This window comes from Streptomyces sp. NPDC023838 (assembly GCF_040639555.1).
GTDB lineage: Bacteria > Actinomycetota > Actinomycetes > Streptomycetales > Streptomycetaceae > Streptomyces.
The window spans coordinates 137,473-151,743 of record NZ_JBFAAD010000002.1 but is presented as its reverse complement, the minus strand read 5'-3'; the positions used below and the strand labels follow the sequence as shown (position 1 = coordinate 151,743).

Annotated in this window: 12 protein-coding genes; 10 read left to right on the top strand and 2 right to left on the bottom strand. The window is 71.1% G+C overall.

The genetic code is table 11. The features are described from left to right. The first annotated feature begins 5 nt into the window (after positions 1–5). The 4 genes from AB0G17_RS02900 to AB0G17_RS02885 all read left to right on the top strand — a co-directional run bounded on the left by AB0G17_RS02900 (position 6) and on the right by AB0G17_RS02885 (position 4,564). Positions 6–572, top strand: coding sequence for a DUF4365 domain-containing protein (locus AB0G17_RS02900; RefSeq protein WP_361374822.1), 567 nt, complete (start codon positions 6–8; stop codon positions 570–572). Then, positions 572–1,759, top strand: coding sequence for a hypothetical protein (locus AB0G17_RS02895; protein ID WP_361374820.1), 1,188 nt, complete (start codon positions 572–574; stop codon positions 1,757–1,759). The genes AB0G17_RS02900 and AB0G17_RS02895 overlap by 1 nt, the downstream gene beginning before the upstream one ends. Positions 1,760–1,877: 118 nt before the next feature. Then, a complete protein-coding gene (gene thrS, locus AB0G17_RS02890; RefSeq protein ID WP_361374818.1) occupies positions 1,878–3,854 on the top strand; it encodes a threonine--tRNA ligase in 1,977 nt (658 codons plus the stop codon). Positions 3,855–4,003: 149 nt separating this feature from the next. Further along, a complete protein-coding gene (locus AB0G17_RS02885) occupies positions 4,004–4,564 on the top strand; it encodes an HIT domain-containing protein (protein ID WP_361374816.1) in 561 nt (186 codons plus the stop codon). Between the two features lie 18 nt (positions 4,565–4,582). On the opposite strand, the gene AB0G17_RS02880 is transcribed toward AB0G17_RS02885, so the two are convergent. Together AB0G17_RS02880 and AB0G17_RS02875 are read right to left on the bottom strand one after the other, a co-directional pair. Beyond that, positions 4,583–6,238: a hypothetical protein gene (locus AB0G17_RS02880; protein ID WP_361374814.1), complete on the bottom strand. Its 1,656-nt coding sequence runs from the start codon at positions 6,236–6,238 to the stop codon at positions 4,583–4,585. 184 nt (positions 6,239–6,422) lie between these two features. Next, a complete protein-coding gene (locus AB0G17_RS02875; protein ID WP_361374812.1) occupies positions 6,423–8,621 on the bottom strand; it encodes an elongation factor G-like protein EF-G2 in 2,199 nt (732 codons plus the stop codon). Positions 8,622–8,903: 282 nt separating this feature from the next. On the opposite strand from AB0G17_RS02875, the gene pgsA reads away from it, so the two are divergent. From pgsA to pdxT, 6 genes are all read left to right on the top strand, one after another. Then, complete coding sequence (gene pgsA, locus AB0G17_RS02870; RefSeq protein ID WP_361374810.1) at positions 8,904–9,563, top strand: phosphatidylinositol phosphate synthase; 660 nt, start codon at positions 8,904–8,906, stop codon at positions 9,561–9,563. Continuing rightward, positions 9,560–10,456, top strand: a complete 897-nt coding sequence (locus tag AB0G17_RS02865; protein WP_361374808.1) for a phosphatidylinositol mannoside acyltransferase — start codon at positions 9,560–9,562, stop codon at positions 10,454–10,456. Before pgsA ends, AB0G17_RS02865 begins: the two co-directional genes overlap by 4 nt. Beyond that, complete coding sequence (locus AB0G17_RS02860; protein WP_361374806.1) at positions 10,453–11,613, top strand: glycosyltransferase family 4 protein; 1,161 nt, start codon at positions 10,453–10,455, stop codon at positions 11,611–11,613. Before AB0G17_RS02865 ends, AB0G17_RS02860 begins: the two co-directional genes overlap by 4 nt. Before the next feature lie 377 nt (positions 11,614–11,990). Then, complete coding sequence (locus tag AB0G17_RS02855; RefSeq protein WP_361374804.1) at positions 11,991–12,536, top strand: hypothetical protein; 546 nt, start codon at positions 11,991–11,993, stop codon at positions 12,534–12,536. A 165-nt stretch (positions 12,537–12,701) separates the two neighbouring features. Further along, positions 12,702–13,616 (top strand): pyridoxal 5'-phosphate synthase lyase subunit PdxS, encoded by a 915-nt coding sequence (gene pdxS / locus AB0G17_RS02850; protein ID WP_361374802.1) that lies wholly within the window; start codon positions 12,702–12,704, stop codon positions 13,614–13,616. A gap of 19 nt (positions 13,617–13,635) precedes the next feature. After that, entirely contained in the window at positions 13,636–14,223 is a 588-nt protein-coding gene (pdxT, locus tag AB0G17_RS02845) for a pyridoxal 5'-phosphate synthase glutaminase subunit PdxT (protein ID WP_361374800.1), read from the top strand. The last annotated feature ends 48 nt before the right edge of the window (positions 14,224–14,271 follow it).

Here is a 14,271-nt window from a genome sequence, read left to right as displayed (position 1 = left end):
CGGCCATGGCGATCGCCCAGCCCGAGCCGAGCGGGCTCCTGCCTGAACGGATCGCCCCGCTGCGCGGCTCACTCGCCACCACCGCCTGCATGGAGACCCTCCAAGTGGGCTATCTCCACGCCGTGGCGGCGGCCGCCGGCTGCTCGCTCTCACAACCCTTTCCGGACAACGGAATCGACTGGCACGTGAGCCACAGCGCCCCCGGCCACACCGTCGACGACGAAGTCACGATCAAGGTGCAGCTCAAGTGCACGTACCAGATCCCACCGCACCCGCCGGGCGGGGCCTTCTCCTTCACCCTCGACAACGAGCACCTGGTGAAGCTGGCCCGCACCCCCGTCTCGGTGCACAAGATCCTGGTCGTGATGCTCGCCCCCCGGAGCCGGGACGAGTGGCTGCGCGCGGGCCACGACCGGCTCGCGCTGCGGCACTGCTGCTACTGGACCAACCTCGCCGGCCACGCGGTGACCGGACGGCGCAGGACCACAGTGCGGATACCGACCTCGCGGATCTTCGACGATCGCGCGCTCTGCGAGATCATGACCCGGGTCGGGGTGGGAGGGAGGCCCTGATGCGTCTGTCGAGCGGGGAGTTCGGCGGGCCGGAGACCGTGGAACCGGTTCCGGCACAGGTGGACCCGGCCGTGCTCGGCGTGCTGCTGCACCGCCACGGTTGGCAGCGACGCGGCGGCGCGGCCGGGCGGTACGCGCGCTGGACCCCGCCCGCGGGCACCGCCCCAGGCACCAGCCTGCTGGTGCCCGAGAGCCGCGCCTACCCCGACAGCGAGGACCTGATCGGCGAGGCGCTCACCGCGCTGGCCCGCTCGGCCGCCCCCTCCGCACGCGAGGTGCTGGTCTCGCTCGCCGTGCCCAGCGACGAGGTCCGCTGGTGGCGCGACGCCCCGCCGGGCCCCTCCGGCGCCACCCCCTGGACCGAACAGGAGCGGCTGCGCGGCGCCGCCCACCGCATGCTCCTGGCGGGCGCCCTCGCCGTACGCGGCCGGGCCGGGTACTACGGCGCCCGCCATCGCAGGCAGGCACTCGCCGCGCTCGAAGGCGTCCTGGTCGGCCCGGCGCCCGGCGGCCGCCTCACCGCGTTCGTCCCGGTCGAGCCGGGCCGCGCGGTCGTCGTCCGGCTCTACGAAGCGCTGTACGCCGTCCGCGAGGCCATCGACTACCGCCGCACCACCGGCGGCATGGAAGCCTTCGACGCCGCCGTCGGGGCGGGCGCCAGCCGCGAGCTCACCGAGGCCGTCCTCGCCCTGGTGTGGGGCTCGGAGGGCGTCCGCGTCGCCCTGGAGTGGGCCCCGGCGGCAGGTGTCCCGGCGGGCTGCGCTCCGCGCCCCGAGCCGGTGGAGTTCTCCCCGGGCGACCTGCCCGCCCTCCGCGAGGCCGGCGCGCGCTACCGCGGCGCCGAGCCCTCGCAGCCGGTCCGGGTCACCGGCGCGGTGGTCCGGCTGCGGCGCTCCGGCCCGCGCGGGCCGGGGACCGTACGGCTGCGGGTCCTGGCGGGCGCGGAGATCCCGTACGTACGGATGGAGCTGGACGAGGAGGCCTACCGGATCGCGGGCCACGCCCACCTCGTCGGCCTGCCGATCCGGGTGGTGGGCCGCCTGGAGAGCCGGGGCGGCTTCCGCAGACTGGCCGGTGCGACCGCAGTGGTGCCCGTCCAGGTGGACGACGCGGAGCGGGACCGGCTGATGAAGTCGCTCCACGAGAATCTGGACTTCTTCGAGGAGGCGTGCGCGGGGGAGGAGTGAGGGCCGCGGCGGCGGCCCGGGGTCGCGCAAACCGTTTCGCGGGGGACGCCACCGGCTCGGTAGGATTCCTACGCGTACGCGGTACGAGCGTACGTACCCCTTCAGTCAGGAGAGACCGGTGTCAGACGTCCGTGTGATCATCCAACGCGATTCCGAGCGGGAAGAGCGCGTGGTGACGACGGGCACTACGGCTGCCGAGCTCTTCACCGGTGAGCGCACCATCGTCGCGGCCCGCGTGGCCGGCGAGCTGAAGGACCTCGCGTACGAGGTGAAGGACGGCGAGGAGGTCGAGCCCGTCGAGATCTCCTCCGAGGACGGCCTCAACATCCTGCGCCACTCCACCGCCCACGTGATGGCCCAGGCCGTCCAGGAGCTCTTCCCCGAGGCCAAGCTGGGCATCGGCCCGCCGGTCCGGGACGGGTTCTACTACGACTTCGACGTCGAGAAGCCGTTCACGCCCGAGGACCTCAAGGCCATCGAGAAGCGGATGCAGGAGATCCAGAAGCGCGGCCAGCGCTTCTCGCGCCGCGTCGTCACCGACGAGGCGGCCCGCGAGGAGCTCGCGGACGAGCCGTACAAGCTGGAGCTCATCGGCATCAAGGGCTCCGCGTCGAGCGACGACGGCGCGGACGTCGAGGTGGGCGGCGGTGAGCTGACCATCTACGACAACCTGGATGCCAAGACGGGCGAGCTGTGCTGGCGCGACTTGTGCCGCGGCCCGCACCTGCCGACCACCCGGAACATCCCGGCGTTCAAGCTGATGCGGAACGCGGCGGCGTACTGGCGGGGCAGCGAGAAGAACCCCATGCTCCAGCGCATCTACGGCACCGCGTGGCCGTCGAAGGACGAGCTGAAGGCGCACCTCGACTTCCTGGCGGAGGCGGAGAAGCGGGACCACCGCAAGCTGGGCAACGAGCTGGACCTGTTCTCCATCCCGGAGCAGATCGGCTCCGGCCTCGCCGTCTTCCACCCCAAGGGCGGCATCATCCGCCGGGTGATGGAGGACTACTCGCGCAAGAAGCACGAGGAAGAGGGCTACGAGTTCGTCTACACCCCGCACGCCACCAAGGGGAAGCTCTTCGAGACCTCGGGCCACCTGGACTGGTACGCCGACGGCATGTACCCGCCCATGCAGCTCGACGAGGGCGTGGACTACTACCTCAAGCCCATGAACTGCCCGATGCACAACCTGATCTTCGACGCGCGGGGTCGCAGCTACCGTGAGCTGCCGCTGCGCCTGTTCGAGTTCGGCACCGTGTACCGGTACGAGAAGTCGGGCGTCGTGCACGGTCTGACCCGTGCCCGTGGCTTCACGCAGGACGACGCGCACATCTACTGCACCAAGGAGCAGATGGCGGAGGAGCTGGACCGCACCCTCACCTTCGTCCTGAACCTGCTGCGCGACTACGGTCTGAACGACTTCTACCTGGAGCTGTCCACCAAGGACGAGACCAAGTTCGTCGGCTCGGACGAGGTCTGGGAGGAGGCGACCGAGACGCTCCGCAAGGTGGCCGAGAAGCAGGGTCTCGAACTGGTCGCCGACCCGGGTGGCGCGGCCTTCTACGGCCCGAAGATCTCCGTCCAGGCGCGCGACGCCATCGGCCGTACCTGGCAGATGTCGACCGTGCAGCTCGACTTCAACCTGCCGGAGCGCTTCGACCTGGAGTACACCGGTCCGGACGGCTCCAAGCAGCGCCCCGTCATGATCCACCGTGCGCTGTTCGGCTCCATCGAGCGGTTCTTCGCGGTGCTCCTGGAGCACTACGCGGGCGCCATGCCGCCGTGGCTGGCCCCGGTCCAGGCAGTCGGCATCCCGATCGGTGACGCGCACGTCGAGTACCTCCAGGAGTTCGCCGCCGAGGCGAAGAAGAAGGGCCTGCGGATCGAGGTCGACGCGTCTTCGGACCGGATGCAGAAGAAGATCCGCAACCAGCAGAAGCAGAAGGTCCCGTTCATGATCATCGTCGGTGACGAGGACATGGCCGCGGGGACGGTGTCGTTCCGTTACCGCGACGGGTCGCAGGAGAACGGCATCGCGCGTGACGAAGCGATCGCCAAGCTCGTTGACGTGGTGGAGCGCCGCGTTCAGGTGTGACGTGACCTGGTCCCCGCCGATGCGGGGGTGGCCCGATGCATGAGATCCGGAATCGGGGCCAGCGGTTATGGTCCCCGCCGATGCGGGGTTCGGCCCCCGGGAAGCGATCACTCCCCGGGGGCCTTCTTCGTACCCGCTGGGTAGGTCATATGCTGCAATGCATGACGACTGATCCCGAGCAGCAGAACGGGGTGGGTGTCCAGGACGCGTTCCAGCGGCTGTGGACGCCCCACCGCATGGCGTACATCCAGGGGGAGAACAAGCCGACCGGCCCGGAGGCCGGAGACGGCTGTCCCTTCTGCGGGATTCCGGAGATGTCGGACCAGGACGGGCTGATCGTCGCCCGGGGGCGGCACGTCTACGCCGTCCTCAATCTGTACCCGTACAACGGTGGCCACCTCATGGTCGTGCCCTACCGACACGTCGCCGACTACACGGATCTGGACGCGGGCGAGACGGTGGAGCTCGCCGAGTTCACGAAGTCCGCCATGGTCGCCCTGCGCAAGGCCTCGGGAGCCCACGGCTTCAACATCGGGATGAACCAGGGCTCGGCGGCCGGAGCTGGTATCGCCGCTCATCTGCACCAGCACATCGTGCCTCGCTGGGGCGGGGACACGAACTTTATGCCGGTCGTCGGACATACCCGCGTATTGCCCCAACTGCTGGCAGATACCCGGCAGATGCTCGCCGACGCCTGGCCCCAGGGCTGAAGACCAGGCGTCGACCCCCTACGCGTCGTACAGATCCGCCTTCCGCGGCGCCGGGTCCTGCACCAGGCCGCTGAGCATCATCGAGCGGTTGTTGAAGCGCTCGGTGTCCACGCCGTTCTCGTCCAGGACCTTCATCGCGGCGGCGTGCACCACCCGCAGGACGGGCGTGGCCGCGCGCATCGCGTCGTCGGCCATGAAGCGGTGGCGCCAGGGCTTGTCGGCCCAGGCGTGCCGCAGGCCGAACGGCTCGGGCAGCACCAGCTTGCCGCCGAGGTGGTCGAGGAGCGGCGGGTACCAGGTGAGCGGGGCGCGGGCGGCGAGGCGGACGACCTCGCGCGGCTCGACCAGGGGGAGCTGTATCTCCTTCTTCTCCCAGAACTTGAAGGTCTTGTCGACCGACTTGGTCTTGGGGCTCGGCTTGGTGGTGAACAGGGCGTGCACGGGGCCGAGGGCGTGGCCGGTGACCTCGATGCGCAGGGTCTCGTGGAGCACGGTCACGGTGATCATCATGGTGATCACCAGCTGGCCGTCCCAGAGGGTGAACTGCACGCCCAGGTAGTGGCGGTTGCCGCTGGAGAACTGCTGTTCGTTGCAGATGCGCTGGACCTCGTGCTGGCGCACCTGGAAGTTGTCGACGTCCTGGCCGGTGGGCCGGGCGACTTCCTTCGCGTTCTCGCCGACGGGGGAGACGACCCAGTTGTTGACCGAGGGCTTGGGGAAGCCGCCGGTGTGCAGGGGGCCGCGCTCCAGCATGCGCAGGCGGTCCTGGATGGACCGTATGACGTCCCAGCTGCGGAAGCCGTGGATCTCCTTGCCGGGGTCCTTGGGGACGAGTTCTTCGGCGAGCTGCCAGCTGCCCCAGCGGGTGCCCATGCCGAGTATGCCCTTGGGGCCGGCGTAGAAGACGGCGTTGCTCTGCTGTTCGGCGGTGAGTTTGGCCAGGCTCTGGCGCAGTCGTTCGGCGGCGGTCTCGTGCGGGTTCTTCGGTACGGCTTCGGGGATCTTGGCGCCGACTCCGCCGCCGGCGAGGAGGCCGTTCCAGCGGTCGCGCAGGTCCTTGGCGGTGGATTCACAGATCTGCTTGGCCCAGAACCAGCCGAGGACGGGCATGATCAGCATGGCTCGCAGATAGATCGCGAGGAAGCCGCCGAAGGGCAGCTTGATGAGGGCGATCACGGCCAGTACGGCGAAGGCGATGAGCAGCAGGTTGCCGAGGGCGCCGACGCGGCGGTCCTTGGCGCCGGCGAGGGTGCGGCGCAGTTGGAAGAGGCCGAGCCAGAGCAGCAGGCCGGGCAGGAAGAGCACGCCGAAGACGCCGGTGACCAGGGTGAGCTTGGTGTCGCGCTCCTTGCGGATGCGGATCGCGGCGAGGCAGTGCTCGACGACGGTCTGCGGTTCGGTGCCGAAGGACTGGATGAGCGCCTTGCGGGTGGCGCCGAGCATGCGGGACTGCACGGCGCGGGAGAAGGCCTCACCGAGGTTGGGTTCGAAGAGGGAGAGCCGGGGTTTGGTGACGGCCGACTCGTGCCATTCGTTGTTGGCCTTGAGTATGTCGGCGACCGGGCTGTCGCGGTAGGCGGCCGAGGCCAGGGCCTGGGTCGCGGCCGTCTGGCCCGCGGCGCCTTGCAGCGGGACCTGGGCCCCGGGTGAGAAGTCGAATGGTTGGTCCGCCACTGCCGCCCCCATCGCCGCGCACTGTCACTTGCGGCCTGTTCCCGACTGCCGTTCCCCGCACACCTGCTGAGCAGGGACACAGCGTATCGGGGTCGGTGGCCGTGCGACACGGGACGTTGCAATCGCCGCCCGCCGCAAGGCGGTTGGGCGGGCGGCGACTGCGACGATCCGTCAAGTACCGTCCCTAAGCGGTCTTTTCCCCTGATCCCCGGAGCTTCTCCGCCAGTTGGGGCGGCATCGGCTCGTGCCGGGCGTAGCCGCGGTCGAAGCGGCCGGTGCCGTGCGAGACGGAGCGCAGGTCCACCGCGTACCGCCCGATCTCGATCTCGGGCACCTCGGCCCGTACGAGGGTGCGGCCCGGGCCCGCCTGCTCGGTTCCGACGACGCGGCCGCGGCGGCCCGAGAGGTCGCTCATGACGGGGCCGACGTAGTCGTCGGGGACCAGTACCTGCAGCTCGGCGACGGGTTCCAGGAGGTGGATGCGGGCGTCGGCGGCGGCTTCCCGCAGCGCCAGTGCCCCGGCGGTCTGGAAGGCGGCGTCGGAGGAGTCCACGGAGTGGGACTTGCCGTCCAGGAGCGTGATGCGTACGTCGACGAGCGGGTAGCCCGCGGCGACGCCCTTGGCGGCCTGGGCCCGTACGCCCTTCTCGACCGAGGGGATGAACTGGCGCGGCACCGCGCCGCCCACCACCTTGTCGACGAACTCGATGCCGGACCCGGGCGGCAGCGGCGCCACCTCGATCTCGCAGATCGCGTACTGGCCGTGGCCGCCGGACTGCTTGACGTGGCGGCCGCGCCCGGTGGCGGTGTCGCCGAAGGTCTCGCGCAGGGACACCTTGTGCGGGACGACGTCGACCTGGACGCCGTAGCGGCTGCGCAGCCGCTCCAGGGCGACGTCCTTGTGAGCCTCGCCCAGGCACCACAGGACCAGCTGGTGGGTGTGCGGGTTCTGCTCCAGGCGCATGGTCGGGTCCTCGGCGACGAGCCGGGAGAGGCCTTGGGAGAGTTTGTCCTCGTCGGCCTTGCTGTGGGCCTGGATGGCGAGGGGGAGCAGCGGGTCGGGCATGTTCCAGGGCGCCATGAGCAGCGGGTCGTCCTTGCCGGAGAGGGTGTCCCCGGTCTCGGCGCGGGTCAGCTTGGCCACGCAGGCGATGTCGCCCGCGATGCAGGAGCTGAGGGTGCGCTGCTGTTTGCCGAAGGGGGAGGAGAGTGCGCCGATCCGCTCGTCGACATCGTGGTCCTCGTGCCCGCGGTCGGTCATCCCGTGGCCGGAGACGTGGACGGTCTCGTCGGGGTGCAGGGTGCCGGAGAAGACGCGGACCAGGCTGACCCGGCCCACGTAGGGGTCGGACGAGGTCTTGATCACTTCGGCGACCAGTGGGCCCTCGGGGGCGCAGACCGGGGTGGGGCGCGCGGCGCCCTGTGGGGTGGTCACGTCGGGCGCGGTGCGCTCCAGCGGGGTCGGGAAGCCGCCGGTGACCAGCTCCAGGAGCTCGACCGTGCCGATGCCCTGGCGGGCGCCTTCCGCGGCCGGGGCGGCGGCCAGGACGGGGTGGAAGGTGCCGCGTGCGACGGCCCGCTCCAGGTCGTCGATGAGTGTCTTGACGTCGATCTCCTCGCCGCCGAGATAGCGGTCCATGAGGGTCTCGTCCTCGCTCTCGGCGATGATCCCCTCGATCAGCCGGTTGCGGGCCTCCTCGATCAGCGGGAGGTGCTCGGGGCCGGGCTCGGCCTCCTTGCGCTCGCCGGACGCGTAGTCGAAGACGCGCTGCGAGAGGAGCCCGATCAGGCCGGTGACGGGTGCGTGCCCGTCCGGTCCCTCGGGTCCGTGCAGCGGCAGGTAGAGCGGCAGTACTGCGTCCGGGTCGTCGCCGCCGAAGGCTTCGGCGCACACCCGGGTCATCTCGGTGAAGTCGGCGCGGGCCGCCTCCAGGTGGGTGATCACGATGGCCCGTGGCATGCCCACGGCCGCGCACTCGTCCCACACCATCCGGGTCGCGCCGTCCACGCCGTCCGAGGCGGAGACGACGAAAAGGGCCGCGTCCGCCGCTCGCAGACCGGCCCTGAGTTCCCCGACGAAGTCGGCGTATCCGGGGGTGTCCAGGATATTGATCTTGCAGCCGGCCCATTCGACGGGGACCAGCGACAGCTGGACCGAGCGCTGCTGCCGGTGTTCGATCTCGTCGTAGTCGGAGACGGTCCCGCCGTCCTCGACCCGGCCCGCGCGGTTGACGGCCCCCGCCGTCAGCGCGAGCGCTTCCACCAATGTCGTCTTCCCGGATCCGCTGTGGCCGACCAGCACCACGTTCCGTACGGATGAGGGGTGGTCGGCCGTAGCTGCCCTGCCGGCGGCTCCGGGATGTGCACTCGCCTTGTCGCCCATGCCGTTCCTCCCGTATGGCTTCCGTTTCTTGCACGGTGAGGTGGTGAAAGGGCGCGGCCGCGCGGAATCCTCCCCCGACCCCCGGCCGGGGAGCACCCGGCGGAGGCGGCTTCGCGTGCCCGCGGTCTTTCCAGCGTTCCACTCCGGTCACTGTGCGTCCATACGTCGTGCGGGAACGCCGGGCAGCGAGGGTGCGCGGCGGTGGACGTCTCCGGGCCTGGCTACGATGGGCCAGCCGGTGGCCAGCAGGGCCGCGCGGCCACACCGACCGTCGGGAAGGCCATGCTGAACAAGTACGCGCGTGCATTCTTCACGCGTGTCCTCACGCCGTTCGCCGCGTTTCTGCTCCGCCGGGGGGTGAGCCCGGACGCCGTGACCCTGCTCGGCACGGCCGGAGTGATGGCGGGTGCGCTGGTCTTCTTCCCCCGGGGTGAGTTCTTCTGGGGCACGATCGTCATCACCCTGTTCGTCTTCTCCGATCTGGTCGACGGCAACATGGCCCGCCAGGCGGGGATCTCCAGCCGCTGGGGCGCGTTCCTGGACTCGACGCTGGACCGCGTCGCCGACGGGGCGATCTTCGGCGGCTTCGCGCTCTGGTACGCGGGCCGGGGCGACGACAACGTCCTGTGCGCGGTCGCGATCTTCTGCCTGGCCAGCGGCCAGGTGGTGTCGTACACCAAGGCGCGCGGCGAGTCGATCGGGTTGCCGGTCGCCGTCAACGGTCTGATCGAGCGGGCCGAGCGCCTGGTGATCTCGCTGGTCGCGGCGGGCCTCGCGGGCCTGCACAAGTTCGGTGTCCCGGGCATCCAGATCCTGCTGCCGATCGCGCTGTGGATCGTGGCCGTGGGCAGTCTGATCACGCTGATCCAGCGGGTGGTGACGGTGCGCCGCGAGTCCGCGGAGGCCGACGCCGCCGCCAGGACCGGTGAGGCCGCCTCATGAGGGAACGGCTGACGGACGCGCTGTACGGACTGGGCTGGGCCACCGTCAAGAAGCTCCCCGAGCCGGTGGCCACGGGCCTGGGCCGACGGATCGCGGACACGGTGTGGAAGCGGCGCGGCAAGAGCGTGCTGCGTCTGGAGTCCAACCTCGCGCGCGTGGTGCCCGACGCCTCCCCGCAGCGCCTGGCCGAGCTGTCGAAGGCCGGCATGCGCTCGTACATGCGGTACTGGATGGAGTCCTTCCGGCTGCCGGCCTGGAGCAAGGACCGGATGAAGACCGGTTTCGAGCCGCGGGACGTGCACTACCTGGTGGACGGTCTCGCCTCCGGCCGGGGCGTGGTGCTGGCGCTGCCGCACATGGGCAACTACGACCTGGCGGGCGCCTGGGTCACCACCAAGCTGGACACCCCGTTCACCACGGTCGCCGAGCGGCTCAAGCCCGAGACGCTCTACGACCGGTTCGTCGCCTACCGCGAGAGCCTGGGCATGGAGGTCCTGCCGCACACCGGCGGCTCGGCCTTCGGCACGCTGGCCCACCGGCTGCGGGCGGGCGGTCTGGTCTGCCTGGTCGCGGACCGCGATCTGTCCGCCTCGGGCGTCGAGGTGAAGTTCTTCGGGGAGGCCGCGCGGATGCCCGCCGGGCCCGCGCTGCTGGCCCAGCAGACGGGCGCGCTGCTGCTGCCCGTGACGCTCTGGTACGACGGGTCGCCCGTCATGCAGGGCAGGGTGCACCCGCCGATCGACGTGCCCGAGACGGGCACGCGCGCGGAGAAGACGTCCGTGATGACCCAGGCGCTGGCGGATGCCTTCGCCACCGGAATCGCCGAACACCCGGAGGACTGGCACATGCTGCAGCGACTGTGGCTCGCCGACCTTGAGGAGCGCCGGGCGTGAGGATCGGCATCGTCTGCCCGTACTCCTGGGACGTACCGGGCGGCGTCCAGTTCCACATCCGCGACCTGGCCGAGCATCTGATCCGGCGCGGCCACGAGGTGTCCGTCCTCGCCCCCGCCGACGACGAGACGCCGCTGCCGCCGTACGTGGTCTCGGCGGGCCGGGCGGTCCCGGTGCCGTACAACGGCTCCGTCGCCCGTCTCAACTTCGGCTTCCTCTCGGCGGCCCGGGTGCGGCGGTGGCTGCACGAGGGCACGTTCGACGTCATCCACATCCACGAGCCGGCCTCGCCCTCGCTCGGCCTGCTGAGCTGCTGGGCGGCGCAGGGGCCGATCGTGGCGACCTTCCACACGTCCAACCCGCGCTCGCGGGCGATGATCGCGGCGTACCCGATCCTGCAGCCGGCCCTGGAGAAGATCAGCGCGCGGATCGCGGTGAGCGAGTACGCGCGGCGCACGCTGGTCGAGCACCTCGGCGGCGACGCGGTGGTGATCCCCAACGGTGTCGACGTCGACTTCTTCGCCAGGGCCGAGCCGCGGCCCGAGTGGCAGGGCGACACGCTCGGCTTCATAGGGCGCATCGACGAGCCGCGCAAGGGCCTGCCGGTCCTGATGAGGGCGCTGCCGAGGATCCTGGCGGAGCGCCCGCAGACCCGCCTGCTGGTGGCGGGCAGGGGCGACGAAGAGGAGGCGGTGGCGTCGCTCCCGGCGGAGCTGCGCGACCGTGTCCAGTTCCTGGGCATGGTGAGCGACGAGGACAAGGCGCGCTTCCTGAGCAGCGTCGACGTGTACGTGGCGCCCAACACCGGCGGCGAGAGCTTCGGCATCATCCTGGTCGAGGCGCTGTCGGCCGGGGCGGCGGTGCTGGCGAGCGACCTGGACGCGTTCGCGCAGGTCCTGGACCAGGGAGGCGCGGGGGAACTCTTCGCCAACGAGGACGCGGACGCGCTGGCCGAGTCGGCCCTGCGCCTCCTCTGCGACCCGGCCCGCCGGGCCGAACTCAGCGCCCGGGGCTCGACCCACGTCCGCCGCTTCGACTGGTCGACGGTGGGGGCGGACATCCTCGCGGTCTACGAGACGGTGACGGACGGCGCGGCGTCGGTCGCCGCGGACGAACGCCCGGGGTTCCGGGCGAGGTTCGGGTTGGCGAGGGACTGAGTCCCGGGCCTCCGTTCGCCTGCGGGCGGGGGCTTCCGGGGGTGCGCTTCTGTCTGCGGGCTGTGGTGGGTTGCTCGCGCAGTTCCCCGCGCCTCTGAGATGCGCCCCTTCGGGGCGCCCAGGGGATTGCCGCGGAGCGGCATTCTCAGGGGCGCGGGGCTGTGACATGTGCGGCTCTGCCGCGCGGGCGCGACCAGCCACATACGGTCCGCAGACGAACGGAAACCCCGGGGCGCAGCCCCGAAAGCGGGGTGCAGGGGCCGCAGGCCCAGCAACGGGGCCCGGGGCGCAGCCCCAAGCGGGGCCCGGGGGCGCAGCCCCAGGGTGACCGTCTCCACTCCCGCCCACCCCCGGACGGCCCGGTAGCCTTGCCGCCCGTGACCGTAACCCTCATCTGGATCGCCGTCGCCCTCGTGGCGACCGGCCTCTACCTCAGCTGGACCGCCGGCCGCCTCGACCGCCTGCACGCCCGCATCGACGCGGCTCGCGCCGCCCTCGACGCCCAGCTGCTGCGCCGCGCCTCGGTCACCCAGGAACTGGCCACCTCAGGGGTGCTGGACCCGGCCGCCTCGATCGTCCTGTACGAAGCCGCGCACGCGGCCCGCCAGGCCGAGGAGGAGCAGCGGGAGGTCGCCGAGAGCGAGCTCAGCCAGGCGCTGCGAGCCGTCTTCGGGGAGCCCGCCCAGGTGGAGGCGGTCCGCGAGGCACCCGGCGGCGTTGACGCGGCGGAGGAGCTGGCCCAGGCCGTACGCCGCGTCCCGATGGCCCGCCGCTTCCACAACGACGCCGTACGCGCCGCCCGCGCCCTGCGCAGGCACCGCAAGGTCCGCTGGTTCCGGCTGGCCGGGCACGCCCCGTTCCCCCTCGCCTTCGAGATGGACGACGAACCCCCGACCGCGCTCGCGGACCGCCCGGGCTCCTAGCCGTAACCGGGACACCGCGCGGGCCACCACCAGGCAGAGCAGGCCAAGCCGCCCCGCCAGGCCAAAACGATCCACCGCCTGCACATTGGCCCTTGCTGTGGACTGGTCCGGGGAGACACCCTCTGGGGCAGTAGAGAACCCCCTTCTTCACTCCAGCGAGGTCCCGTGTCCAGCACCCTCCCCACCAGCGCCCAGAACCCCGAGACCGGCACCGCGCGCGTGAAGCGCGGCATGGCCGAGCAGCTCAAGGGCGGTGTGATCATGGACGTGGTCAACGCCGAGCAGGCGAAGATCGCCGAGGACGCGGGCGCCGTGGCGGTCATGGCCCTGGAGCGGGTCCCGGCCGACATCCGCAAGGACGGCGGCGTGGCCCGGATGTCCGACCCGAACATGATCGAAGAGATCATCGAGGCCGTCTCCATCCCGGTCATGGCCAAGTCCCGCATCGGCCACTTCGTCGAGGCCCAGGTGCTGCAGTCCCTCGGCGTCGACTACATCGACGAGTCCGAGGTCCTCACCCCGGCCGACGAGGTCAACCACTCCGACAAGTGGGCGTTCACCACCCCCTTCGTCTGTGGCGCCACCAACCTGGGCGAGGCCCTGCGCCGCATCGCCGAGGGCGCGGCCATGATCCGCTCCAAGGGCGAGGCCGGCACCGGCAACGTCGTCGAGGCCGTCCGCCACCTGCGCCAGATCAAGAACGAGATCGCCAAGCTGCGCGGCTTCGACAACAACGAGCTGTTCGCCGCCGCCAAGGAGCTGCGCGCCCCGTACGAGCTCGTCAAGGAGGTCGCCGAGCTCGGCAAGCTCCCCGTGGTGCTCTTCTCCGCCGGTGGCGTCGCCACCCCCGCCGACGCCGCGCTGATGCGCCAGCTCGGTGCCGAGGGCGTCTTCGTCGGCTCCGGCATCTTCAAGTCGGGCGACCCGGCCAAGCGCGCCGCCGCCATCGTGAAGGCCACCACCTTCTACGACGACCCGAAGATCATCGCGGACGCGTCCCGCAACCTGGGCGAGGCCATGGTCGGCATCAACTGCGACACCCTCCCCGAGACCGAGCGCTACGCCAACCGCGGCTGGTAAGGCACAGGTACCGAAGGACATGAGCAACACACCCGTCATAGGCGTCCTGGCCCTCCAGGGCGACGTACGGGAGCACCTGATCGCCCTGGCCGCGGCGGACGCCGTGGCCAGGCCGGTGAGGCGCCCCGAGGAGCTCGCCGAGGTGGACGGCCTGGTCATCCCCGGCGGCGAGTCCACCACCATCTCCAAGCTCGCGGTCCTGTTCGGGCTGATGGAGCCGCTGCGCGCGCGCGTGGCCGACGGCATGCCCGTCTACGGCACCTGCGCCGGCCTGATCATGCTCGCCGACAAGATCCTCGACCCGCGCTCGGGCCAGGAGACGATCGGCGGCATCGACATGATCGTGCGCCGCAACGCCTTCGGGCGGCAGAACGAGTCCTTCGAGGCCACCGTCGAGGTCTCCGGAGTCGGCCCGGTCGAGGGCGTCTTCATCCGGGCGCCCTGGGTCGAGTCGGTCGGCGCGCGGACCGAGGTCCTCGCGGAGCACGGCGGTCACATCGTCGCGGTGCGCCAGGGCACCGCCCTCGCGACCTCGTTCCACCCCGAGCTGACCGGTGACCACCGGATGCACGCCCTCTTCGTGGACATGGTGCGCGACGCCGGGTGACCCGCTCCCGGTAGGATCTCTGCCGAACGACGCAGAATTGGTTACGCG